Genomic DNA, 23,683 nt, shown 5'->3' on the forward strand with positions numbered 1-23,683 from the left:
CTCCATACCCAGTTGGTTACGGAGATTTAAAACAACCCTAGTTTTGCTGGCTTCGTGAAAAAATAACAAACTTTTGTGACCACATAGCGGTTAAAAAGTTCGAACTTGGTTTATTTACAACTGATATTTAACCAACCCCCAGTTGGGGAGTAGCATTTTCAAGGGTTGCTTTAGTTCGAGAAATGGTCGGGTGGTATATTTTGTTTCTAACTTTTTGTTTCTTTTATTTCAATCTTATAAAAATGATCTAATATTATTTTCAAGATTAAAAAACCTCAAATAATATGAATAAAGAACGTCATAAATATAAAATTTCTTTTATAGAAATAAAATCAAATCAGGATATTGGCAAAACTTATGAGGTCATGAAGCAGCTAAGAAATAATCTAAATAAAAATGATTATATCAGCAATATCAATACAATGAGAGCTCATCAAAAGAGTTATACTCTGATCGGCGCTTTCCTAGAAAACCAATATATTGCAGCTGTTGGGTTCTCCTATGATTGCAGATTATCTGTAGGAAATATGATCTATATTGAAGATTTAGTGGTGGATGAAAATTATCAAAATCTAGGAATTGGTAAAGAGTTAATGGGTTATGTAGAAATGGTCGCCAAGAAGAAAAATATAAAAACTTTAGTTCTAGATTCCGCAGTTCACAGAAAAGCCGCTCACAAATTATATAACAAGCTTGGCTTTGTTAATACCTCCAATAATTATAAGAAATTTTTAGATTAATAAATGAAAAATCAGTATAACAAATTTTTATTAAATGATTCTTTGTTTGGAGCATCTTTAGTTCTTCTAGCAACTTTACTGCTTTCATTTAGGTCGATTCTGGTAAAATTAGTATATATTGAGGAAGTGACTGTAATGGACTTATTCTATTATCGTTTTCTTTTTACCTTACCTTTATTACTAGGTTTTGCTTTTTACAAAAAGAAAAAAGAGCTTTTTACTACCATTCTTAATAAGAAAATTGCTATTAGCTGCATATTAGCAGGTTTCTTTGGTTATTATCTAGCGACATTATCAGATTTTCATTCACTGAAATTAATTGATGCTAATATCAATAGAATTATATTATACACATTTCCCGCTTATGTTTTAATATTAAATTCAGTTGTTGAAAAAAGGCTTCCAGGAGCTAGAGATATATTCTTTTTTGCATTGGTACAAATTGGATTATTCTTTGTTTTGGGAGGATTTAATCTTTCCCTAACATCAACCAATAAAACAGGAGCAGTTTTGGCCTTACTTGCTGCTATCAGCTATTCAATATATATTATCATTAATCAACAAACTGGCAAGAAAATTGGTAGCATTTTATTTACTACTTATGCAGTAACATTTTCCTTTATATTTATAAATATTCACTTTTTTATAGTTTTTAATCCTGAAGTCAGTAATGCTATTTCAAATAAAGGTTTCATCATAATTGTCATTATGGCGATATTTTGTACATTTATGCCATTATTGTTAATAGCGGAAGGGATAAAAAGAATAGGAGCTTCTAGATTCGCACTACTCAACACATCTGGGCCGGTAATGACAATATTCTTCTGCTTTATAATTTTAGGAGAAACAATGACATATCAGCAAATTATTGGGTCTATCTTGATAATAGGAGTTTTATATATTGCTGAAAAAAATAAAAAGAAAAGTTAATAAAATGGTAAAGTTAACAGGGAAATGTTTATGTGAATCTATAGAATATAGTTATGAAGGTAGAATGGGTGATGTTATCAATTGCCATTGTTCAAAATGCCGTCGTTGGCATGTTTCTGCATTTAGAACTAGAGCAACAATTGAAAAAAGAGGTTTTAAGTGGATAAAAGGAGAAAATCTTCTCTCTTACTATGATTCCTCTAGAAATATTACCAAAACTTTTTGTAAGAATTGTGGCTCAAATTTAATTAGTATTTACAAAGATAATGATAATATCTTAGGTTTGCCTTTGGGAGGGGTGGAAGGAGAATTTGAAGATAGACCAAAATATCATATTTTTACAAATTCTAAGGCTAAATGGCATAAAATTACTGATAAGTTGGAACAACATTAATTAAAAATATACTCTAAAATCCCCATATTTCCTCTTGCTCTTGCCAAATTTCTGGTGCCTTTTTAGCAAAAATATCCTGCAATCTTAATTCTCTTGGTGCTGTTCCGTTAACAATGGCTTCAACAATTTTTGGTGAAATAAAGTTAAGGCGATAAACTTTGGTGGCGTGAGAATTTGAAACTTCCTCATTTCTGGCTATTTCAGATAAAGAATTAATTGGATTACTCTCATCTTCAATTATGGTTTTCCATTGATAGGCTTTGGCAAAAGCTTTTTGCTTGGCTCTGACCTTGTGACAAAATTAACATTGCTGCTCCACCTCTTTTCCTTATTTGCAATGGCACGAATATTTGGATGATATTTTCATCAATTTGCTTTCTTTCTATTTCTAAATTTTCCATTTTTTACCCATTAATTTCGTTATTAAGTGAATTTAAACCCTGCTTGTAAATATTGATATTCATGCCATCTGGGTTGATGGTAATATCTCTAACTAGAAGATTGATGATTCTTGCTTGCTCTGGCGGGAATAATTCATCCCAAACTTTATTGATTGATTTTGTGCTGCTTTGCAATTCAAAAACATCAGAGGTTACATCTTCAAGCTTAAAAAGTTTTTCAATATCAAGAGTATTGTTGAATATATATTCCTTGTTAAGCAGCATTAGGATACAGCTATTAATTTTATATCCAGCCTCAGTAAAAACGGATAATTGAAAAGATAGATCATTTAAGTGACTAGGTTTGCCACTAGTTGATCCTTTTACTTCAATTAAATCCCAGCCATCTTCATTTTTGCTTTTTTGCAAAATATCTATTCTTGCTTGTGAAAAATTATTACTTTAAGCAGTTGCCTCAAAGATTATATTGTGATTTCGGCTGATTAATTCTTGGGTAGATAAAACGGCTTTTTTGATATCAAAATAATTATCATCTGCCTTAACTCCATTTGAGAAATATTTTCTTGCAAGTTCATTAATTTCATTTCCAGACTCAAATTTAGATTCTAGCTTTTCGTCAATTGACAGCTTTAAATCTTTGCGATTTTTAAAAAACCACAAAGACTTTGAGCATTGTAGACCTTTTATGTAATCTGTTTTTGAGAGCTGCGCTATTTCCATATCACATCTTATAAGTGTTTACTGGTTGCCCATCATTTAAAAGCTCTAAATATTTCTTATAGATAAATATTTTATGTCGCTCTTTTTTTGTCACCTCCTGCACAATTCCTAAATATTCTAAACTTTCCATATTACGAATTATTGTCGGTAGGGAAATGCCACATTCTTCTTTTATTTTAGAAGTATTAGTAATTGGGCTTTTTTTTAGATATTTATAAATTGCTAGAATTGCTGGGGTACATTTATCTGATGTTTCAATAATTTTGGAATCATCGTTAAATAGGTTAATTATATCTTTGGCTGTCCCCACTGCATTATTTGAGGTTTTTTCAACGCCAATTAAAAAGAACTGGATCCAAGATTCAAAATCTCCAGTTTCTCTAATATTTTGTAAGTGATTATAATATTCTTGTCTATTGGCTTTAAAATATAGGCTAAGATAAAGAGATGGTTGTTTTAAAATTCCATCATTACAAAGCATTAAAGTTATTAAAAGCCTTCCAATTCTGCCATTACCATCTAAAAATGGGTGGATAGTTTCAAATTGCACATGAGCAATTGCAGCTCTTATTAAAATTGGCATTTTAGTTTTTTCATCATGAAGAAATTTTTCAAAATCATCTAAACATTCCATCAATTTTTCTGCAGGAGGTGGTACAAAGATTGCATTTCCAGGTCTTGATCCTCCTATCCAGTTTTGAGAATTTCTAAACTCTCCAGGGTTTTTATTATTACCTCTAGAGTTATTCATTAATTTTTCATGAGCCTCACAGATGAGTCTTAGTGATAAAGGTAGTTTTTTTAATCGATCAATAGAATAATTCATCGCTGCCACATAAGAAGAAACTTCCGTAACATCATCAAATAGATTATTTGGTGATTGTTGGTTATTTTCAAAAAGAAGAAGATCGGAAAGAGAAGATTGAGTTCCTTCAATTTGCGAAGATAAAACCGCTTCTTTTCTAACGTACATATAAAGAAACAAAGCTGGATCTGGCAAAACCAGACTAATTCCATCTAAGCGACCAAGAGCGGTATTTGCCTTGTCTAGCAAAGGATAAATCTCACTCAAATCAATTGGCGGCTCTGGTGGTAAGTTACTTGGAATATAGCTATTAAAAGACTCTCCACTAACTATGGAGCTTTTAACATATTTGCCGATTCTATCTTTTTTTATGTCCTTCTTAGATGGGGTGCTTTTATTTTGCATATTAACTTTAAATAAAGAATTTATCTTAAAACATTACTTAAAGACATTTTAACTAACGTCTATGAAAGTTGCAAGTAATTAAGTAAAGAAAAGTTGATATTTCGTTATTTGATAAAAATTATGTAATGCGGGCATTAGTTAGCATTTTTTTGATGAATAGATTTTTGTAAAAAAGCCACGCCCGTCCCAACAGGCAAAAAATCACGAACTTTTTAACCAAGTGGTAAAGCCTTGTAAAACAAGGATTCGAACCCGATGGAAAAAGTTAGCAATGGGGTTCACACGCTGAGCCATAATAAACAAGCCTAGCGTAAGCTGGGTTTTTTTATTATAGGATGCCTAAGGTGAAAACTGGTAAGAGGTTGACACATGACGGAAAAATAGCAGAGCTTTTTTGAATAATTTGGAGATTGAGTAATTCATTAGGAGATGCCCGTAGGGTGAAGAAACACCTTAGTGTTTCTGAATCAATCCTTCCCGGGGAGACATTTTACATCTTTCTAACTCTCCTAAAATTGGTAATTTTATCAATTCACAAATCCCTTAAAACCCCAGTAATTAAAGGCTTTCAGCCCGTTTTAATTTTCCAGACCAGTTGCATTTTTGATCTCCTCTTTCATAAAAAACACTAATTTCCACCCCAAATTGGCTTGCGCTACCCTTCCGTTTCTATCTTTCTCCCCTACCAGTTGGCTTTGGTGATTTGATTTTCAATTGGCACCCAAGAGTCACCTTCCATGTTTTTGCATAAAATATCAGCTCTAAATGGCCCTATATCTTGTTCCTTGGCTTCTAGCTCTATAGGGGTTCTAAGTCTTTTGGAAAGCAATCCTAGCCTCTTCTCTTCAGCAAGCCCAGTAGTAAAGTCATGAGCTTCATTATCCCACATCTCTTTTAAAATAATTTTCTTCAACGCTCTAGCTTACCACCATGTGAGTAATACTAATTATAAGCCAACTTGAGTGTCTTTACTTTTTCCGAAATCTGGCCGCTATTGCTTAGCATCTACTTGGGTTGATACAGCACCACTTTACTGTTCCAGAAATAATTTAAAGTTATAAGAGGTAATATAAAAGCCTCTGTCTAGGTAAAATTTATGCGTTGCTGTTCTTTGTTTGCCAGAATCTAATACCACAGCCTTGCATCTCTCTTCTTTTGCTGTTTCTATAACCTGTTTTAATAGACTACCACCTATTCCCTATTCTCTTAATTTTTCATCAACTACTAAATCATTTATATATATCATTTTACCACCAACAGCAAGCCTGTAATCAGGAGTATATCCTATAGCACTGATACATTCTCCTTCGTTTTTAAAACGACCTAACAATTGGTAATTCTTAATATGTAAGTAGAGTTGAAGCAAGCTCTTTATATTGATAAGCTTAATTTGCAAAACTTTAGTATCAATTACTACTTTCTGTAGCACATTATAAGTTTTCTACTGCCTTTATATAGCTAGTGTAAATATTATTTAAGCTAAAGTAGTTACCTATTAATCTTTGATATGCCAAGTTTGATAATATATTTTTGTTGTAACTCTTCTAATAAACGATGCATATTATCTAATTCGCTCAGCATAAGATTAATATCATGCGGGCTATCATGCTTATTTTCAAAACACATGTTAGTTTTATTTAGATTTTCAATCTTAACAACTACATCTTTTAAATCTTTTAAAGCAATCATAGACTAATATATTTTTTGTTTTATTCTAGCTAAACTAGCATAATAAAATAAATACTGAAATAAGAAATAGTAAAGATATACAATTACATCATAAGCAGAACTGATCACATGAGTCTTAACCAAAGTTTTTATTACAAGAAAAATCGTTTACAACAATTAAAATGCTTCTATTACACTGCTTTATTAGGTCAGCCAACAAAAGCGGCAAGCACTCTGGGCATTACTCAATCTGCTGTATCGATGCAAGTAAAATCTTTGGAATCAGATTTAAAAACCCTTCTCTTTCATAGAAAGCAAAAAAAACTTTCTTTAACTTATAAAGGGAAAATTTTTTATGACATAATTACTCCGCACATACAAGCAATAGAAAGCGTAATAGACATATTCAACAAACAAGTTGAATATAACGAGAACAACGTAATAAATATAGCAGCAAATCATGTCAGCATCTCTTACATATTGCCCGAGTATTTATGTAAAATGCAATCTTATAATAATAACATCAAATTTAAAATTAAGAATCTTGCATGGCAAGAAGGTATACAAGCATTATTAGAAAACAAACTAGAATTTATTATATATCCTTGCCAAGCAAATAAAATTCCATCTGAATGTGACTTTTATCCTATAAGAATGTCTCAACCCATTTTATTATTAGAAGCTAATCACCCTCTAGCTAAAAGAAAGGATATATCCTTATCCGAAATATCTAATTATAATTTAATCAGAATAGACAAAGAGCTAATAACCCTTCCAGCATTTGAAGAAATAATCAATGCACATAATTTAAAAACTAATACAGAATTCGAAAATGCTGATTGGGAGATTTTAAAAAAATTTGTTAAAGCAAAAATTGGCGTAGCAATTATTTCCAATATCTGCTTAGAAAAAGATGATAATTTAATTGGAATACCTTTAACTCAATATTTTCCTGAAATGATTTATGGTATTTTAATAAAAAAAGGTACACAATTAAGTCAATGTCAAAATTATTTTTTTAATTTAATAACAGGTAACGACAATGCGCCAGATTCAAAGAAAATTTCTACCCTTATGTGATATTATTCAAACTATTCCAAAAAGCAGAGCTAGCAGCCTTTTAGATGGAAAACAATTTAGTTCGTCTGCAACAGAAAAGTTTATACAATATTTAAAGAAAACATCAAAACCCGAATTCAAAACTATAAATAGCGAAGCATTTCCAGCAGATTTATCTTTAGAAAGCTTCAATCAAGCTGCTAGGTTAGCAAGAGTTTCCCAACATCAACCACCAGATTTTTTCAATCCATATCCGGCCAAAATAATCACCTCAGCAAAAGAACCTCTAATAATAAATTATGGCAAGCAAGGTTTAAGTCCAAATAATAGCTATCCAAAACCAGATAATTTACTTACTGACAAATTAGAACTGCCTCTTGGAAGCCACATTGTTTCTATACCAGCCCTAACCCCTTTTAATTTTGAGACAAGTTGTAAGCAAACATTACTTATGCCAATTGAAGGAGCTTGCATAACCAGTATACCCAATGTTAAGAATGCTTTAAATGCGATGGAAACTCAAAAATTATATGAATTTGAGCCAAGGATAGCAGAAATGATTTCAGCGCAATTAGCATTGGAAATATTTTCTAATCCACATAAACAAAAATTTTATGAAGAGGATACTTCAATAAAAATGGTTCCAAGTAACGAGAACCATTCAAGTGGTACATTGATGCGTTTCAAGGGTAAGCAAGCTGCTGAGGACACTACTCCAACACATTTTCACCCTGGCGAAAGATGTTTATTTATCTTCACAACTGAACAACCAGCATCAGCTACACTAAGCAGCTGTGGCATATATGAAAACCCTAATGATCCATCTTCACCTAAAAGAACTCTAGATTTCTCTCCTAATTCTTTACATATCCTACGCTTTCCACCCTACACTCACCATAAATTTCACGGTGAGTTTTTAGCTTTCAGCGTACATCCTTATGAAACACCAGATGTAATAGCAAAAATGTATCAAGCAAAAGATAATGAGGGAGGATTTTTAGGCATGAGCACTATCTTGTCTGAATGTAGCAATGACAAATATAGTAAAGGTGGTAAGTGGGAAATAGGTGGATTGGAAAAAAAGACACAAATCTCAAAATAAATTTCATTAATTACACTTAATTTAAACTATTTTATTTATCTCCCCAAATAAAAGGTTATTATAGCATCTGCGCAATGTACAAGTTGCTCGCTTTTTACCTAAAATAGGCATTTAACATGTATAATTTATGTCTAAAACAAGAATTATGTTACTTTAGAAGTGCAACTCAAATTACAGACAATTTGTTTGAAATATAAGAGCCAAGCTGATATAAGCTAAATTCATGCAAATAAAAACCCATCTAAATGATTACACTTTACGGCATTAAAAATTGTTCAACTGTTGCAAAAGCAAATAAGTTTTTAATAAATAACAATATAAATTATAACTTTCATGATTATAAAAAATTAGGTGTAACTCAAGATCTAATTACCTTATTCATCAATGAATTTACTTGGCAAAAAGTGATAAATGCAAAGGGCACAACATATAGAAAGCTCGCAGATGAGCAAAAACCCACAAATGCAGCCGAAGCAATTAAAATTGCGCTTGCCAATCCATCTATCATAAAAAGGCCCATAATATTTAGTGATAAACATAAAATATTAGGCTTTGCTGAAATGGAATATCTAAAATTATTATCTTAAATGATAAAATCTACCAATCATTGCCAAAATAAAGACCCTAAGCAAATTCTAAAAGAAATATTTGGTTACAGTAACTTTAAGGGGCAGCAAGAAAATATTATTAATAATGTAATAGCGCAAAATCACAGTTTTGTTTTAATGCCAACAGGAGGGGGTAAATCTTTATGTTATCAAATACCCTCAATGCATCTGCCTGGTCTTGCTATAGTTATTTCACCTTTAATTGCCTTAATGCAAGATCAGGTACAAGCTTTGCAGCAACATGGTGTAAATGTAGAAACTATAAATTCTGCTATTTCTTACGATAAAATCTGTCAAATCAAAACTATGCTTAAGGAGGGTTCTTTAAAAATATTATATGTAGCTCCTGAAAGGCTTTTAATGGAAGATTTTCTGGATTTATTAGCAAATGTTAAAATATCTCTTTTTGCTATAGATGAAGCACATTGTGTATCTCAATGGGGTCATGATTTTAGGCCAGTTTACGCTAAACTTTCCCTATTAGCCGAAAAATTCCCAGACACCCCAAGAATAGCTCTAACTGCAACAGCGGATGAAGCCACTAGGAAAGATATTATTGAAAGGCTAGAATTACAAAATGCGCAACAATTTGTTGATAGTTTTGATCGCCCAAATATCAATTATACAATTACAGTAGCTAATAATCCTAAAAAGCAGGTTATTTCTTTTATAAAAAATAATCACCAAAACCACTCAGGAGTAATTTATTGTGTGTCCCGCAAAAAAACAGATGAATTAACAGCATTTCTTAAAGCAGAAGGTTTTAATGCTTTATCTTATCATGCTGGTATGGATGCGGTGCAAAGAGCTGAAAATCAGAAAGAATTTCAACAACAAGAAAATATTATTATGGTTGCAACCATTGCTTTTGGCATGGGTATTGATAAACCGGATGTAAGATTTGTAGTGCATATGAATGTACCAAAAAGCATAGAAAGCTATTATCAAGAAACAGGAAGAGCGGGAAGAGATGGGTTGACCGCAAATGCTATTATGTTTTATGGCTTAAATGATATTGCAATCCAAAGAAACTTTATTGAAAGTTCTGATGCACCAGAGCAGCAAAAGAGAATAGAAAGGCAAAAACTAAATTATCTTTTAGGGTTATGCGAAGCTACAAGATGTAGAAGACAAATTCTTTTAGAATATTTTGGTGATAATTGTAAGCCATGTAATAATTGTGACACATGCATTAATAAACCACTAACATTTGATGCAACCATCATAGCACAACAAGCGTTATCTTGTGTTTATAGAACGGGTCAAATATTTGGCATCAACTATTTAATAGATGTTTTAACTGGTGATGATAATCAAAGAATCAAAAATTTTAATCATGACAAGCTAAGAGTATTTGCAATTGGCAAAGAACATTCTAAACAAGAATGGCAAAGTATCTTTAGGCAATTAGTTGCGCAAAATTTCTTAAAAGTAGATATGGCAAATCATGGTGGTATAAAAATCACCAAAGAGGGTTATAATTTTCTTAAAGAAAAAGGAACTTTAGAGCTAGGTAAATATGTAAAAATTAAAACTAATAAAGAAAAAACCAAAGTTAATTTAAACTTAGACCATAAAGAAGATAATTTATTTAAAATTCTAAAAGCAAAAAGATTAGAAATAGCCAAAGCAAAAAACCTTCCACCTTATGTCATATTTCATGATAGAGCACTTATAGAAATGTCTAAGCTAAAACCAAATTCTCTAGCAGAGATGTTGAATATTAATGGCGTTGGACAAGCAAAAATAGAACGCTATGGCGAAGAATTTTTAGCTGTTATTAGTGATAATCAACATTAATACTGATCTACAAATTAAATATGTTTATTTTGAACAAGATTTATTACCTTACCGAATTTTTTACTTTAGAGTTTCTTATTAAGAAAATTAAAAGCTGCCAGAATTAGTAATAATCTGTTCAAAAACACCTACTACTTTAAATGTTTCTAATTCATCATTTGTTAGCTCAAGATTTGCAAAGCTAGAATCGTATGACTTTGGCTTTAGAGTAATAGATCGATGCTCAAAGCCATCCTCATCAGCGTATTTTGTGCTATGATACTCTTTAACTGTATAGGATGAGCCAAAATCTGAATCTTGTATATTTGAGCTTTCAACTAATACTATTTTACCATTTCTACTACCCCCAGAGTCTTTGCTAAATATACAATAAGATCCATTTGGAATGATTTTATTCATAGATTCACCTACTATCTGACATATGAAATAATCTTTATTAATTTTAAAATTATCAGGCGCTTTAACCCACTGCATTTCATCTATTTGTTGCAATTCGCTAAAACTTCCCGCACTAGCTCTTAAATCATAAAATGGTATTGCGTTTATAAAAGGTTTAATGTCATAGGTTAAAAACACAATATCTGGAATAGATATTTTGCTTTGAAATTTATTAATATAAGTTTCAAAATACTTTTGCAAATTCTCATCACAAGCATAGATATAAGTTCCCTTTATACCTCTTAGCATTATTGTTTTATAGATATTGATAATATAACTCTTTAAATCTTTTGGGTCTTTTATAGATTTTTTACCATTTTTATCAAAATAATATTCTGGCTTAATAAAAATTTTTTTACTTATGGGGTCGTAAGAAATTTCATTTCCAAATATTATTGCGCAATAATTTAAATCATAACCTTGAACTGTGTGAATACATCCAACTTCATTTATTGCGTTATCAGAATTGATCCAATCTTTGTCTACACTATTCCAAGTTAACTCACAATTACCAATTTTAATATCCTTTAAATTGCTATCATACTTTGACACCCACTTCCAAGAAAACCCCGCTATTATTCTTGCTAAGCCATGATTATCATTTTGAATTTTTATTTGCTCTATCATTTCTTCCAGATTATCAAATAGCAGCAAATTATAGCTATTGTGATGAAACTTTTCACTTGTTTTATTTAATTTATTTTTTAATAACAAATTTATAAATTCAACATAATCATTACCTGCCTTAACTCTAAATTGAGATTTTAATTTTAATGTGGCATTATGCTTAATCAGGCTTTTGAAAATTTCCGCTGATATATCAGTTGGTTTAATTGATTGATTTTCATCATAAAATAAAATTGTAGATTTTGCTTGTAGCAATACCCAGTCTAGTTCAGTTGCATTTTTAGGATCAAGACCAAGAATTTCACAACTTTTGTCAAATGCTTGATAATTTGTAAGGTTAACCCTCCTTTTTAAACGATGCGCTTCATCAACAAGAAGCAAATCAAATTTATTTCGCGAAACCTCAGATGGAGAAATCACCATATTTTGTTTTAGACCTTTAATATTTTTAAAGATTCTTTTTAGAGTTTTTCTAAAAGAAGCCATCGGCACAACTAGGCCCATTTTGATATCTGGATATATAGCTTTGATTTCTTTTACATATTTTATAATTTCATCTTCTAGCACACCAAACTCTTTTAAGCTATAATCATTTATGTTAGCAGTTAGTAGTTTAAAAAGAAAAACAGCCAAAATAGATTTACCAGTCCCTGCCCCACCTTCAATAATAATAGTTTGTGCCTTTTTTTGCGCAAATTGCTGTAATATTTTTAAAAGTCCTTGAGTTTGATCATTATTAAGGGATTTATATGGGGAATATTTAAAAACATCAGAATTTTCAATATGCTCAAGAGATTTTTTAACTATACCTTGCGCTCTTAATTTATCCCATATTATTGTAAATATTTCCCAATAAACTTCTTCTTTTTGGTAATAATTATGATTTGCAAGACCTAGATTACCATTTAGTAATTTAAAACTATCTTCGCCAGACAAGTATTTTATTAAATTAGACTCTAAATCAAGGGTAGCTGATTTATTGAATTTATTACTGGTAATAATATTAACAAAATCCAACTCTTGTTTAAATTCATTTTTTAAATGTGCATTCATTCTGGTAACAACATCTGTAGTTTCACCTACATATGCTATTTTTTTATCAGTTTTACTTCCCTCTATGATATAGATTAAGGGCCATAAATTTTGCGCAAAGTAATTATCTTGCAAGCTAGCAGCAATATTTTTAGTAAAACTATATTTTACTAATTCAACTCCAGGCCTACTCATAATTGGTTATATTTTTTGTTAGTTCCTATAGCTTTTTCTATGGGGTATTTTTGCTGGTTTTTTGCTATTTTGGCGGTGATAATTTTCTCTAAATCTAATTTATAATTTTCAGCAAGTAACAAACCATAACAAAATATATCTGCTAACTCTTCTTTGATTTTTTCTAAATCTGCTTCTTCTGCAGATTTCCACAAAAAATTTTCTAATAATTCAGCAGATTCTATGTTAAGAGCAATAGCTAAATCTTTTGCATTGTGGAATTTCTTCCAATCTCTTTTATCCCTAAACTCTAATAATTTTTCAGTTAATTTAGTAATGTCGGTCATTTTAAGGTGATATGTTTTCTTTTAACTCTAAAATAAATACTACTATACTAGCAAAAAGCAATTTTTTGCTTTGTAATGTTTAGCCAGCAATTAAATCAAAATACTAATATTTATTTTATGTGAGATATTCAAATTTTTCTTTCTCACCTAATTGTCTTAACATTACAAACTCTATCTATCATTAGCGCAAATAAAGATGTTAATTTGCAATCACAGCTATTGCTAAAAGCTCTGATTCATCCAGTGACAAAAATTTATGCTAAGCGTTATTTTAATTACATTATATAAAAATCAACGAAATTTCCTCATATAAATAGCTGATTGAGTAATCGAGATTAATTGCTATATTTACTTTATAAAAAACAAATAAACTTATGTATCCTTTAAATTATATTGAGCCCGTTTTTCGTCCACCAAGTGAGTGGCGATCTTTAATTTTGCAAGTTACAAATGGTTGCTCTTGGAATAAATGTACATTTTGTGATATGTATAAAGATGAACAAAAACGTTTTAAGCCAAAAGCTATCACAGAAATAGAAGCAGAATTAAAATTAATTACGCAAAATAATTATCCAATCAAAAGAATATTTCTAGCAGATGGTGATGCTATGAGCCTTTCAATGCGCAGATTGACTGAAATTTTAGAGTTAATTAATAAATATTTCCCAAATTTACAAAGAATATCATCTTATTGTTTACCTAGAAATTTATTAAAAAAATCTGTAGCAGATTTAACTGAATTAAAAAAATTAGGTTTACAAATTCTTTATGTTGGTTGTGAAACTGGAGACACTGAATTATTAAGTATAATTAATAAAGGTGAAACTTTTGCATCATCATTAGCTGCCCTGCAGAAAATTAAGGCGGCAGAAATTAAAAGCTCAGTGATGATTTTAAATGGTCTTGGTGGTTATAAATATTCAAAGCAACATGCACTAAAATCTGCAGAATTAATGAATAAAGCGCAGCCAGAATATCTCTCCACCTTAGTTTTAGAATTTCCTTTAGGGTCTTCGCGTTTTGAAAAATCTTTTAATGGCGATTGGCAGTTTCTTACTAAGTTAGAATTATTTCAAGAAATGAAAATTTTAATGGAAAATCTAAATTTAAATAAAACAATTTTCCGCAGTGACCACGCATCAAACCACCTAATATTAAAAGGAATTTTAGGCCGAGATAAGGCAAGAATTTCAAATGAAATTAATCTGGCAATAAAATTAGTTAGTTAAAATTTGATGCAAAACAAACATTTCATTATCACATGTTAAAGATAAATATCTTTAACATCTACTATCTTACCAAATCAAAACAACCAAAGCTTTATTACTAGATTATCTATTTTAAGCTAAATGATAAATTTATTGGTTTAATGTTAAACAAACCTAATATTTGCGTAGGTTTTTATTACTAAGAGCTTAGAAAAAGCTTGATAAATTTTTAATTAACCAATGATTTTAACCAATTATTGCAGTTAATTACTTTAGGATCATTAGCTTTTTGCAATATATAATAATTAAAATCTGTATGATAATTAATATTTAACACATTCACTAATTCTTGATTTTTAATCATGTTTGTTACTAAAAAATCAGGCACAAAAGCGATGCCAACATGATTTTTTACTGCCTCTATAATCATGAAAAAATGTTCAAAGCTAATTTGCTTTAACTGATTCATATCAATCGATTTTTCTTTAAGCCAATTGGTAAAAATATAGGGCCTTGCCCCATGTAAAATAATATTTTGCGCTTTAAGGTCAGCAATATTAGATATTTTTGTTGCTATTTTTCTAGATGAAATCATCAGCATTTTTTCAGCTGCTAATTTAATGTTATTAAAGTTGGAAAATTTATGCTGACTACATCTTATATAAATATCAGCTTCTCCTTTTATTAAATCAGCATTATCGTCACTAGCTTTGATATTAATATTAATATTCTTACCATATTTTTCTTAAAAAGAGGCAATGTTGGGCGCAACTAATAATGAACTTATAGATGGTGAGATATTAAGCTGTAAGATGTTTAATTTATGATCAAATCTAATATTATTTGTAGATTCATGAATCTTATTAAAAATAACATGAACATCTTGATAATATCTTAAGGCCTTTGCTGTTAGAACTAATCCTTGATGAACCCTTTTAAATAAAATAAAACCTAAATATTGCTCTAATAATTTTATCTGCCTACTTATTGCCCCTTGTGTGACAAATAATTCATCTGCCGCTTTGCTAAAGCTAAGATTTCTTGCTGCTGCTTCAAAAGCCTTTAATGCATTTAATGGTGGTAGATTTCTCTTCATGTTAATTATGAGTTTTGCTCAAGCTAAAAGGAAAATTACTAGCTTGTCAAATAGGTAGTAAAAACTTAAATATATTTAGTATTATTAGATAATCATCAAAAAGATAAAATTATGTCCCTACAACCTTTTCATTTGGCTATAACAGTAAATAATATTAAAAAAGCAGAGCATTTTTATAGCAAGATGCTTGGTCTAAAAAAAGGCAGATCTGCCAAAAATTGGATAGATTGGGATTTTTTTGGTCATCAGTTAGTAACCCATCTAAATGATGGTGCAGAAAATCAATTAGCAGCCCTAAATTTAGTGGATGGTAAGAATGTTCCAGTACCACATTTTGGTGTAGTACTAGAATGGAGTCAATGGCATGAATTTGCTGAACATCTACAGGCAAATAATATTGAATTTATTATTAAACCTCATATCAGATTTAAGGGCGAAGCAGGAGAGCAAGCAACTATGTTTTTTGCTGACCCAGCGCAAAATATGTTAGAATTTAAAGCTTTCAAAGATAAATCTCTGCTTTTTGCTAAGTAGTAATGATAAACTTATATTAAAAAAATAAATCAAATTTAATAGAGCTATACGCTAAAATAATTAGATATGTTTAATTTATAAATTTTACTTCTTTAGAATATATCTTGTGAGCCATAGCTTCATTTTTTGTGCTATTTTAAGGAAAAGATTTTCATCTAAAAGAGCTACAGCATAAAGCCCCATACCTAAACACATGGCTTAAACTATGCTATTTTTCAGTTCCTAGAAATTTAAAGATAAATAATAGTAAAAAGTAAAACTAACTTTTTGGTAAAGTTAATCTGATGTTAATCAACAGCTTCACTAACCAAAATAATCTTAAAGTGTTCACCTAGTTTACTTGTTATTAAACTCTTTTTTTTATATTTTTTAGATATAATTTTTAATCTGAGCTACAATTGTTAAAATTTAGATATTCGTAATAATTATCATTATAAAAGCTTTAAATAGATCTGCTTTTATATTTTAATATATCATGTTTATTCATTAGTTTTTAACTAATAAATAAGATTTACAGATAGTTACTTTTTACATTTTATATCGAATATTTATTTATATTTAGAGTTAACAATTTATAATAAAAAAGCCTCAAATATTGTCTCTTTATCTAATGCTCACAAATAAATTAATAAGTAAAATTAACCAAATTTCTTTAAATGCTGGGCTACTTATTTTAGCATATTATAAAAATTATGAGAATCTTGTAGTCACGCAAAAAAATGACAATTCTCCTGTTACTGAAGCTGATTTAGCTGCTAATAATTTTATTATAAAAGAGCTAAAAAAATTATTTCCTGATATAGATATTGTTTCGGAGGAAAATAATGAAGAAGCTAATTTGCTCGCTGCAAAAAAAAATGAATATTTCATGGTTGATCCTTTAGATGGTACTAACTCATTTATCAAACATTCTGATGAGTTCACCGTAAATATAGCATTTATTCAAAATAAGAAAGCTATATTTGGTTCAATATATTTACCAGCAAAAGATATTTTATATTTCACTGATGAAGCTAATATTGCTTATAAAACAGAAAAATTTAGTTTGGGAAATAATTTAACAAAAAAAATTTTAAGCACTAGGAAAAGTAATATCACTAGGGTAATTTGCACTAAAAGAGAACCTGAAAGATCAGAGATAATTAAAAATTTAAAATCACGAGACATTCAAACTAAAGATTTGATTTCAGTCGCTAGTTCTTATAAATTTTGTTTAATTGCAGAAGGCAAGGCAGATTTATACCCTAGGAGAGCAAATATTAACGCATGGGATATTGCAGCTGGCCATGCAATTCTAAATGCAGCGGGGGGAAAAATCATTAATTTAGATAATAATTTGGAGTTAATCTATAATTTTCATTATAATTTCAAAATACCCCTTTTTGAATGTTCTAATTTTTCAAAATAAAAGAAAATAATGTGATTTTTTCTTGAGATTATCATAATTAGCTATAATATTCATTTTCTATTAAAGGAGAGGTGGCCGAGTGGCTTAAGGCGACGGTTTGCTAAATCGTTATACGGGTCCTCCCGTATCGTGGGTTCGAATCCCATCCTCTCCTCCAGTTTTTAAATTTAGAAAACCACAAAAAACAAAGTGATTATTACTTTGTAAGTTCAATAAAAAGACTATATTTGATTCAATTTATTTACCTGTGTAAGATATTTTATATTATACAGATGAAAATAATAATGCCTGCAAAATAAAAATTACAGTAAAAATAATACGCAAAAAACGACAATATAAGTATCAATAAAAACTAACAAAGCTAGAATAATTTGCACCAAAAGAGAGCCTAAAAAATAAGAAATAATTGCAGATTTAAGATTACGTAATATTCAAATTCAAAATTTACTATCTGTATCAAGCTCATATAAATTTTGTTTAATTGCAGAAGGTAAGGCACATTTACACACAAGAAGAGCAAATATTAAAGCATGGGATATTGCAGCTGGAGATGCAATTGTTAATGCTGCCAGTGGAAAAGTGATAAACCTCCATGATCAGCAATAAGTTACATATAATTTTAAAATACTATTTTTTGAGTGTAGCTAGTTAATTACAGATTTATTCTGAATTGATTGCTATCATAACTTTTATACTAAATAATAACACACAGCTTTATTGCCAACAGTTAACAAGATTTTAGCTGTATAAAGCCCATCTAATTGGCAAATTAAGCTTTGCTGTCAATATTGCTTCACTTCTATCTTTTGCTTGCAAAAGTTTTTCAGTCCTCCACCACCTCTATGGAGCATGAAGATGTTTAAATCACACAGCACCAGATTGATTTTTTATTTTTTTTGATTCTTCAAATAAATTCTCTAATTGCTTTATTTGAAGTTGTGGAGAAAATTTTTTTATTAATTTTTTCTGAGCATTACTAACTAACTTTTCTCTATAATCTGGTTGTCCTAACAATTGAGATATTTTTCCATACCACTCATTATCATCTACCAACAAACCACACTCATCAGCACATTCATCTACATAAACATTATGATTAGAAGCAATAACAGGTATACCACAAGCAGTATATTCACACCATTTTAAATTGGATACATTGTTGTTAAATTTGATCTGATCACTAAGAAAAATTAAGCCTATGTCCCAATTTCTTTTGGAAAGGAAGGATATAAAATGTTCATAATTTTGTATTTTTGGATAAATGGTAATTCTATTACAAAAGCTTTCAAACAAGTCTTTCAATAAAGTGAACTCACCTATTATTTCTATTTTTACGTTCTTATGCCCTTCTAAAATTTTTTTCAAATGGGGTTGAGCCATATCAAAATCTTTTTGATGAGAAGCAGAACCATAATAACCAATTGTTAAGTTATCATCCTTTTTTACATATTTATTTAGTATATTAAAGGAAGCGTTTATATCACCAGCAAATATTGGTGGTATATTTGCAAATTGCATTTGCAAAGTCTTTTTCAACCTGCGATTTGAAGCATAAATTATATCACTATTTTGAACACAATAATGAAGATTATTTTTGATTTTATCCTGATTAAAATATTTAAAATATCTCTCTCCTATGTGTTCCGGAATATTAAATAGATCATCATCTAAATGAAAAATTAATGGTATATTCATCTGCCTAGCTTTACTAAACACTAATTCTAAGCTACCAATGTATTCCCTTGATATAATCACTACATCTGGACATTCTTTTTCAATGAAAAAACATATTTTCTCTTCAGATATTTTACTATCAAATATTGTTACCCCATGATCATTTGTTGGGTATCTTAATAGTGGACTTACAAAACTTATATGAGCTGTAGCTCCATAATTCTGGCAGATAACGAAAGCCTTATATTTTGTAATTTCAAAATTATCTGATCTAAAAGCAAAAACAGGTTGCTTCTTCATATCTTTGAAGTTTTTTTCATATATTTTATTTTTAATAATCGTAGTTATATTACTAACAGCGTCTGTGGATACCAAATTATTAGCCAGAAACTTGCTGTTTCCATCCTCTATTTTCTTTAAATAATCTTTGTTATTATTTGTTACGGCAGCTACAAAACTTTGCAAACCTGATTGATTTAAAATAACATTAGCATGTTTATAGATTGGTAAGTCTAAATTATATTGGACCACAGCTAAAGCCTTCTTTGCTAATAAAGCGTCAATAGAAACTGTTGATGGAGTGGTAATTACAGCACAAGAAATATTCATCAATGATGGAGCTGTAAAAGGCTCATACTTTGCATTATCTGGATTAAGCATTATACAATTCCTGAATTTACCAAAATCTTTCTCATAATTAATAATAAACTTTCCTGTATGATGAGGTTTTATAAGAAATAAAACATTTTTATATTTAGAAATTATTAATTTTATATTATTTAAAAATAACTTCTTGTAATTATCATCATATCTCTCCCAATGTAAATTTTCAAATATAGTTATCGTGTTATTAAAATTCTTAAACCCAAGATCGGGTAATTGTTTTTTGCTGATCTCATGATGCTTTAATTTACCTACAGAAATAACTTTTTTCATTGTATCACCAAATTCAGGAAAGATATTCTCTTTTTTTCCCCAAATAAATATGTAATCTGAAGCAAATTTCACATTACTATTAAATCGATTATCAAGGTAGTTAAGACCTATATTTTCTAGACCATGCTGCATGGTAAAAGTTAGAATATTATGTTTTCTTGCATAGCTAGTTATGTTATGGGCAATTTTATGAACATAAGCAGCGTTTGTTTCTGAGGAAGTAATTAGAGCATCTATTTGGTTCCAGCTAATTTCCCTAAACTCTGCAATGTTTTCGTCCCTTGCTAACATTACTGGACGTATATTATTATTCTTAATAAACTCTATTATTCGTGAGCTCCCAATTAATGTATCCACAACACAAGCTAGCTTTAAGTCTATAGATGTATCAGCCTCCATGTAGTTATACAAACTAAGAATTATATCCGCATCTTGTGGTATATTTATTAAAGCTAATAACCTAATAGTTTTTTTATAATTCTTACATGTATCAATAAAAACACTTTCTATTTTTTCTACAAGAAGCTCTTTTGAGTAATTTTCTGATATTATTTTTTTAGCATTCATAACATCTTTGCGTGCTTTGTCCTTATCAAACAAATATTTTTTTATACCTAATTTAAAATTATCAAACTCCATGCAATTTTTAAAAATCTCCAGGTTAGGAAGTCTGGTTGCAACAACGGGAGTATCGCAATAAAAACTAAATTCAGCCCTGTTAATACCTTTCGCAAGAGTAAAGTCATCTATATAGTTGGGTATAATTGTAACGTCAGAAGATTTAACTAAATCTTCAATAGTGTTGATATCCCATTTAATAAAATGAGAATGAATTGGCACTTTATTAAAATACTTTTCATATTCTCTTAGATTCTCCGAAACAATTAAAAGATCATATTCTTTCTCCTGATTCAACTCAATTAAATCTGGCATTGCTATTAGAAGAGACTTTATACCAAAATTTCCATGCTTTCTATTAGCACCAGATGCACCATACCAGATAACTTTAGGTCTATTATCAACAAAATTAATTTTTGGATTATTACAACTCTCTGTATTATTTTCTTTAACTAAATTATCCCTAACAAGAAATAATGGCTTGGATAATTTACTTTCTAAATCTAAAAAAAATCCCAATATTTTTTTTTCTAAATAACTTTTACAATATTGTGGCTTTTTAGTTTTTTGTGTTTGAAGATTATCAGCTTTTTTTTGCAAAGATAAGATGAGTCTTTTTAATGGCTTTACAGGATCAAGAAGAAAATAAAATGTTTTTATTATACTCCGGATAATTCGTATTATTACGAGTGCGTATAACCTCCTAGAAAGAAACTCATTAGAATCCAAAGAACTAGATTTTACATTACTCGAACTGTTATTATCTATTTCTTTTTTTTGTTTCAAATTATTTATTTCACCCAACAAGTCACCTTTAAAATCACTAATCATATCTTTCGCAACATGTATAGGACATTCAGGGTTAATATTTTGAGTTATTAGATTTTTTATATTTTCTGTGGCAGCAACAAAACCAGACGCATTCTTTGATAGCTGCTTCATATTAGAAACAAGCATATCTCCTTTAAAATCTAAATAACCTTTAACAAAAAAATTATCATTAATATCTAGCAAATAAGGAATGTTGTTTTTTTTCAGGTAATAAGCTGATCTGATACTATTTTCATTGAAGCATCTGTGCAATACTGCTAAATCAAATCCTTGTAATAAATTATCATCTAATTCTTTATCAGCATTATAAATAGTACATTTATGACCCAAAGATTTCAACATTATAGACGGATATATAACTCTATACCTAGCTGAGGCGTCCGCAAGCAAACCACCGTGGTTGCATATAAATAGTATATTCATTAGTTTTACACTTTTTTTAAATTACCTTCTACTAAATCTAAAACAAATTATTAAAAGCTATCTTCTTCAATTTAAGAATCAATTTTAGTAAAAATAGAGACACCACTATAATACAACAATTATTAAATTAACAAGCAAATTTTATCACGAATTAAGTATTAATGTGACAGTGATGCTAACTAACCCATTACAAAGTAAAATTGTGTTAAACTTTTAAAATGCTGTATATGTTTTTAAAGAGATAAATACTATTATTGTTTATCATTATTTAATACATATGATTTCTGTATTAAGAGCAACCAAAGCAAGCTAGAACTATCTAACTTTTTCTAAATTTTGTTGTTCTTTTGTATTTCTGATGTAAACAAATAAAAAGTAATATTTTATTTTACATGTAAAATTAAAATCAAAAAATAATTTAGTACACAGATTTTCTTTAAAAAATCTTTCTAATTTTTGATTACTTAAATCTTCCATATATTATGATAAAATATTTTAAAAAATGTAATTATCACTATAAAGCCTTTTCTGCTAATTTGTAATTATTTGAGATATTGCTTAGATCATAACATAAAAGTAAAAATCAAAAATAATTAAAGGTTAAATGCTATTAATACTTTTTTTCAAAACTTATTTTCCTAGATTTTTGGCCTAGCTGTTTTGCACTTTTTTATATGCAGCAATAAAGTACCATATTTTAAAAAACAATTTAGTTTCTGCTATATTTAATTTTAAAAAACAGTAATTTTATAATTCTAACTCTTTTACCTTTTTTAAAACTATTCTTAGCATAAAAAAACTTATAAGAATGACAAAAACGCAAGAATATAATCAGGTTATTTTTAATATGTTTTCTGTTTTTTAATCTTAAATCAAGTCTATTAGCATAATTAAAGATTTGTTTTGCTGAATTAGGATATATTTCCGTTATTATTTCCTGCCATAAAAATAATAATTTTTCATTACAATAATTGTCATTATTTAAAATAGTTCGCTTTAAAATTGGTAAACCCATCTTGAAATAGACTAAAAACTTATCTTTATAAACATAATTTGACCCCTCTAAAGAAAAGACAGAATTTAGATATTTTTTTACTGAGCTAGCACTTAGATTTGTTGATTTTTGAAATAAAACTTTTAGCTCTTTTTCTATTTCTTGGCGGTTTTTTGTTAGAAAATCATCTATTAAATTTTTTGTAAACACACAAAAATATTTGTTTTGTTGCTTTATTAAAAGTTTTGACAAACCAATCTCATAATAACAGAGAATCTCATCTTTTGATTGAAGCTTTTTTACTCTGCACATAAAATTTTCAAAGGCCATATCTAAAAAAACCCTCTTTCTAAATACTAAAAAGTAGCTTTGAATATGATATTCTTGAATATTGCCATTGTCATGATCAGTTAACCCCCAATAATCACAGTCTAGCTTTTTTTCCATGTCAGCAAATATATTGCCAAAACTTCCAATTAAATAGCAAGAATCATTAACAAATAGTAGCTCATCTATTTCTTGTAGCTTTTTTGAATATTTACTCTTTATTAATTTAAAACCTCTTTTATATGAACCAAAATCATATTCTTCATGCTTCTTGCAAATATAGTCAAAACATAAATCTTTTATTTTTTCTGTCTCAATCTCTTTTAAATCTCCATCCGAAACAAAAATAATTTCAGAATATTTTCTTAACTCCTTAAGATAATC

25 protein-coding genes and 1 tRNA gene are annotated in these 23,683 nt (G+C 29.2%); 12 read left to right on the forward strand and 14 right to left on the reverse strand.

Annotated elements, in window-relative coordinates:
• Nucleotides 1-284 precede the first annotated feature (284 nt).
• From HOH73_00170 to HOH73_00180, 3 genes are read left to right on the forward strand one after another with little or no spacing between them, the layout of a single operon-like run.
• Nucleotides 285-740, forward strand: a complete 456-nt coding sequence (locus tag HOH73_00170) for a GNAT family N-acetyltransferase (protein ID MBT5827289.1) — start codon at nt 285-287, stop codon at nt 738-740.
• Nucleotides 741-743: 3 nt separating this feature from the next.
• Nucleotides 744-1,670: a DMT family transporter gene (locus HOH73_00175; protein ID MBT5827290.1), complete on the forward strand. Its 927-nt coding sequence runs from the start codon at nt 744-746 to the stop codon at nt 1,668-1,670.
• Nucleotides 1,671-1,674: 4 nt separating this feature from the next.
• The gene (locus HOH73_00180) at nt 1,675-2,064 is read left to right on the forward strand and encodes a GFA family protein (GenBank protein MBT5827291.1); all 390 of its coding nucleotides are present in this window, start codon (nt 1,675-1,677) and stop codon (nt 2,062-2,064) included.
• Nucleotides 2,065-2,297: 233 nt separating this feature from the next.
• Here HOH73_00180 and HOH73_00185 read toward each other — a convergent pair whose 3' ends face one another.
• From HOH73_00185 to HOH73_00215, 7 genes are all read right to left on the reverse strand, one after another.
• Complete coding sequence (locus tag HOH73_00185) at nt 2,298-2,465, reverse strand: hypothetical protein (GenBank protein MBT5827292.1); 168 nt, start codon at nt 2,463-2,465, stop codon at nt 2,298-2,300.
• Between the two features lie 3 nt (nt 2,466-2,468).
• Nucleotides 2,469-2,873 (reverse strand): hypothetical protein, encoded by a 405-nt coding sequence (locus HOH73_00190; protein MBT5827293.1) that lies wholly within the window; start codon nt 2,871-2,873, stop codon nt 2,469-2,471.
• Nucleotides 2,874-2,906: 33 nt separating this feature from the next.
• Nucleotides 2,907-3,185, reverse strand: a complete 279-nt coding sequence (locus HOH73_00195) for a hypothetical protein (GenBank protein ID MBT5827294.1) — start codon at nt 3,183-3,185, stop codon at nt 2,907-2,909.
• A 1-nt stretch (nt 3,186) separates the two neighbouring features.
• Nucleotides 3,187-4,395 carry a Fic family protein gene (locus HOH73_00200; GenBank protein MBT5827295.1) on the reverse strand — a complete coding sequence of 403 codons (1,209 nt, stop codon included), beginning with the start codon at nt 4,393-4,395 and terminating at the stop codon, nt 3,187-3,189.
• Nucleotides 4,396-5,077: 682 nt separating this feature from the next.
• On the reverse strand, nt 5,078-5,308 hold the full coding sequence (locus tag HOH73_00205) for a hypothetical protein (GenBank protein MBT5827296.1): 231 nt from the start codon (nt 5,306-5,308) through the stop codon (nt 5,078-5,080).
• A gap of 285 nt (nt 5,309-5,593) precedes the next feature.
• Complete coding sequence (locus HOH73_00210) at nt 5,594-5,824, reverse strand: hypothetical protein (protein MBT5827297.1); 231 nt, start codon at nt 5,822-5,824, stop codon at nt 5,594-5,596.
• 59 nt (nt 5,825-5,883) lie between these two features.
• Nucleotides 5,884-6,084, reverse strand: coding sequence for a hypothetical protein (locus HOH73_00215; protein MBT5827298.1), 201 nt, complete (start codon nt 6,082-6,084; stop codon nt 5,884-5,886).
• A gap of 108 nt (nt 6,085-6,192) precedes the next feature.
• Between HOH73_00215 and HOH73_00220 the strand changes: the two genes are divergently transcribed.
• From HOH73_00220 to recQ, 4 genes are all read left to right on the forward strand, one after another.
• Complete coding sequence (locus tag HOH73_00220; protein ID MBT5827299.1) at nt 6,193-7,143, forward strand: LysR family transcriptional regulator; 951 nt, start codon at nt 6,193-6,195, stop codon at nt 7,141-7,143.
• A complete protein-coding gene (locus tag HOH73_00225; protein ID MBT5827300.1) occupies nt 7,106-8,224 on the forward strand; it encodes a hypothetical protein in 1,119 nt (372 codons plus the stop codon). The genes HOH73_00220 and HOH73_00225 overlap by 38 nt, the downstream gene beginning before the upstream one ends.
• 245 nt (nt 8,225-8,469) lie before the next feature.
• Complete coding sequence (locus HOH73_00230) at nt 8,470-8,811, forward strand: Spx/MgsR family RNA polymerase-binding regulatory protein (protein MBT5827301.1); 342 nt, start codon at nt 8,470-8,472, stop codon at nt 8,809-8,811.
• Nucleotides 8,812-10,632 carry a DNA helicase RecQ gene (gene recQ, locus HOH73_00235; GenBank protein ID MBT5827302.1) on the forward strand — a complete coding sequence of 607 codons (1,821 nt, stop codon included), beginning with the start codon at nt 8,812-8,814 and terminating at the stop codon, nt 10,630-10,632.
• An 87-nt stretch (nt 10,633-10,719) separates the two neighbouring features.
• Here the strand turns inward: recQ and HOH73_00240 are convergent, their stop codons facing one another.
• Nucleotides 10,720-12,924 (reverse strand): DUF2075 domain-containing protein, encoded by a 2,205-nt coding sequence (locus tag HOH73_00240; protein ID MBT5827303.1) that lies wholly within the window; start codon nt 12,922-12,924, stop codon nt 10,720-10,722.
• Nucleotides 12,921-13,250 (reverse strand): nucleotide pyrophosphohydrolase, encoded by a 330-nt coding sequence (locus tag HOH73_00245; protein ID MBT5827304.1) that lies wholly within the window; start codon nt 13,248-13,250, stop codon nt 12,921-12,923. The genes HOH73_00240 and HOH73_00245 overlap by 4 nt, the downstream gene beginning before the upstream one ends.
• 374 nt (nt 13,251-13,624) lie before the next feature.
• On the opposite strand from HOH73_00245, the gene HOH73_00250 reads away from it, so the two are divergent.
• Nucleotides 13,625-14,479, forward strand: a complete 855-nt coding sequence (locus tag HOH73_00250; GenBank protein ID MBT5827305.1) for a radical SAM protein — start codon at nt 13,625-13,627, stop codon at nt 14,477-14,479.
• A gap of 208 nt (nt 14,480-14,687) precedes the next feature.
• Here the strand turns inward: HOH73_00250 and HOH73_00255 are convergent, their stop codons facing one another.
• Both HOH73_00255 and HOH73_00260 read right to left on the reverse strand, forming a co-directional pair.
• Nucleotides 14,688-15,185 carry a hypothetical protein gene (locus tag HOH73_00255; GenBank protein ID MBT5827306.1) on the reverse strand — a complete coding sequence of 166 codons (498 nt, stop codon included), beginning with the start codon at nt 15,183-15,185 and terminating at the stop codon, nt 14,688-14,690.
• An 18-nt stretch (nt 15,186-15,203) separates the two neighbouring features.
• Complete coding sequence (locus HOH73_00260; GenBank protein ID MBT5827307.1) at nt 15,204-15,554, reverse strand: LysR family transcriptional regulator; 351 nt, start codon at nt 15,552-15,554, stop codon at nt 15,204-15,206.
• A gap of 111 nt (nt 15,555-15,665) precedes the next feature.
• Between HOH73_00260 and HOH73_00265 the strand changes: the two genes are divergently transcribed.
• The 4 genes from HOH73_00265 to HOH73_00280 all read left to right on the forward strand — a co-directional run bounded on the left by HOH73_00265 (nt 15,666) and on the right by HOH73_00280 (nt 18,102).
• Nucleotides 15,666-16,088, forward strand: coding sequence for a glyoxalase (locus HOH73_00265; GenBank protein MBT5827308.1), 423 nt, complete (start codon nt 15,666-15,668; stop codon nt 16,086-16,088).
• A gap of 610 nt (nt 16,089-16,698) precedes the next feature.
• Nucleotides 16,699-17,496 carry a 3'(2'),5'-bisphosphate nucleotidase CysQ gene (locus HOH73_00270; GenBank protein MBT5827309.1) on the forward strand — a complete coding sequence of 266 codons (798 nt, stop codon included), beginning with the start codon at nt 16,699-16,701 and terminating at the stop codon, nt 17,494-17,496.
• A 65-nt stretch (nt 17,497-17,561) separates the two neighbouring features.
• Nucleotides 17,562-17,653, forward strand: a tRNA-Ser gene (locus tag HOH73_00275).
• A 245-nt stretch (nt 17,654-17,898) separates the two neighbouring features.
• Nucleotides 17,899-18,102, forward strand: a complete 204-nt coding sequence (locus HOH73_00280; protein MBT5827310.1) for a hypothetical protein — start codon at nt 17,899-17,901, stop codon at nt 18,100-18,102.
• A gap of 258 nt (nt 18,103-18,360) precedes the next feature.
• Here HOH73_00280 and HOH73_00285 read toward each other — a convergent pair whose 3' ends face one another.
• The 3 genes from HOH73_00285 to HOH73_00295 all read right to left on the reverse strand — a co-directional run.
• Nucleotides 18,361-21,978, reverse strand: coding sequence for a glycosyltransferase (locus tag HOH73_00285; protein MBT5827311.1), 3,618 nt, complete (start codon nt 21,976-21,978; stop codon nt 18,361-18,363).
• Nucleotides 21,979-22,293: 315 nt separating this feature from the next.
• Nucleotides 22,294-22,455, reverse strand: coding sequence for a hypothetical protein (locus HOH73_00290; GenBank protein MBT5827312.1), 162 nt, complete (start codon nt 22,453-22,455; stop codon nt 22,294-22,296).
• 232 nt (nt 22,456-22,687) lie between these two features.
• Nucleotides 22,688-23,683, reverse strand: a 996-nt coding sequence (locus tag HOH73_00295) for a hypothetical protein (protein MBT5827313.1), incomplete at its 5' end; no start/stop codon positions are given.

This window comes from Alphaproteobacteria bacterium (assembly GCA_018667735.1).
In the GTDB taxonomy this organism is placed as follows: domain Bacteria; phylum Pseudomonadota; class Alphaproteobacteria; order Rickettsiales; family JABIRX01; genus JABIRX01.

Excerpts from the sequence above, each read along its gene's own strand:
- recQ (MBT5827302.1), top strand. The coding sequence starts at position 8,812 with ATGATAAAATCTACCAATCATTGCCAAAATAAAGACCCTAAGCAAATT.
- HOH73_00225 (MBT5827300.1), top strand. The coding sequence starts at position 7,106 with ATGCGCCAGATTCAAAGAAAATTTCTACCCTTATGTGATATTATTCAA.
- HOH73_00170 (MBT5827289.1), top strand. The coding sequence starts at position 285 with ATGAATAAAGAACGTCATAAATATAAAATTTCTTTTATAGAAATAAAA.
- HOH73_00175 (MBT5827290.1), top strand. The coding sequence starts at position 744 with ATGAAAAATCAGTATAACAAATTTTTATTAAATGATTCTTTGTTTGGA.
- HOH73_00220 (MBT5827299.1), top strand. The coding sequence starts at position 6,193 with ATGAGTCTTAACCAAAGTTTTTATTACAAGAAAAATCGTTTACAACAA.
- HOH73_00200 (MBT5827295.1), bottom strand. The coding sequence starts at position 4,395 with ATGCAAAATAAAAGCACCCCATCTAAGAAGGACATAAAAAAAGATAGA.
- HOH73_00290 (MBT5827312.1), bottom strand. The coding sequence starts at position 22,455 with ATGGAAGATTTAAGTAATCAAAAATTAGAAAGATTTTTTAAAGAAAAT.
- HOH73_00265 (MBT5827308.1), top strand. The coding sequence starts at position 15,666 with ATGTCCCTACAACCTTTTCATTTGGCTATAACAGTAAATAATATTAAA.
- HOH73_00270 (MBT5827309.1), top strand. The coding sequence starts at position 16,699 with ATGCTCACAAATAAATTAATAAGTAAAATTAACCAAATTTCTTTAAAT.
- HOH73_00285 (MBT5827311.1), bottom strand. The coding sequence starts at position 21,978 with ATGAATATACTATTTATATGCAACCACGGTGGTTTGCTTGCGGACGCC.
- HOH73_00240 (MBT5827303.1), bottom strand. The coding sequence starts at position 12,924 with ATGAGTAGGCCTGGAGTTGAATTAGTAAAATATAGTTTTACTAAAAAT.
- HOH73_00215 (MBT5827298.1), bottom strand. The coding sequence starts at position 6,084 with ATGATTGCTTTAAAAGATTTAAAAGATGTAGTTGTTAAGATTGAAAAT.
- HOH73_00195 (MBT5827294.1), bottom strand. The coding sequence starts at position 3,185 with ATGGAAATAGCGCAGCTCTCAAAAACAGATTACATAAAAGGTCTACAA.
- HOH73_00180 (MBT5827291.1), top strand. The coding sequence starts at position 1,675 with ATGGTAAAGTTAACAGGGAAATGTTTATGTGAATCTATAGAATATAGT.
- HOH73_00260 (MBT5827307.1), bottom strand. The coding sequence starts at position 15,554 with ATGAAGAGAAATCTACCACCATTAAATGCATTAAAGGCTTTTGAAGCA.
- HOH73_00250 (MBT5827305.1), top strand. The coding sequence starts at position 13,625 with ATGTATCCTTTAAATTATATTGAGCCCGTTTTTCGTCCACCAAGTGAG.
- HOH73_00185 (MBT5827292.1), bottom strand. The coding sequence starts at position 2,465 with ATGGAAAATTTAGAAATAGAAAGAAAGCAAATTGATGAAAATATCATC.
- HOH73_00230 (MBT5827301.1), top strand. The coding sequence starts at position 8,470 with ATGATTACACTTTACGGCATTAAAAATTGTTCAACTGTTGCAAAAGCA.
- HOH73_00245 (MBT5827304.1), bottom strand. The coding sequence starts at position 13,250 with ATGACCGACATTACTAAATTAACTGAAAAATTATTAGAGTTTAGGGAT.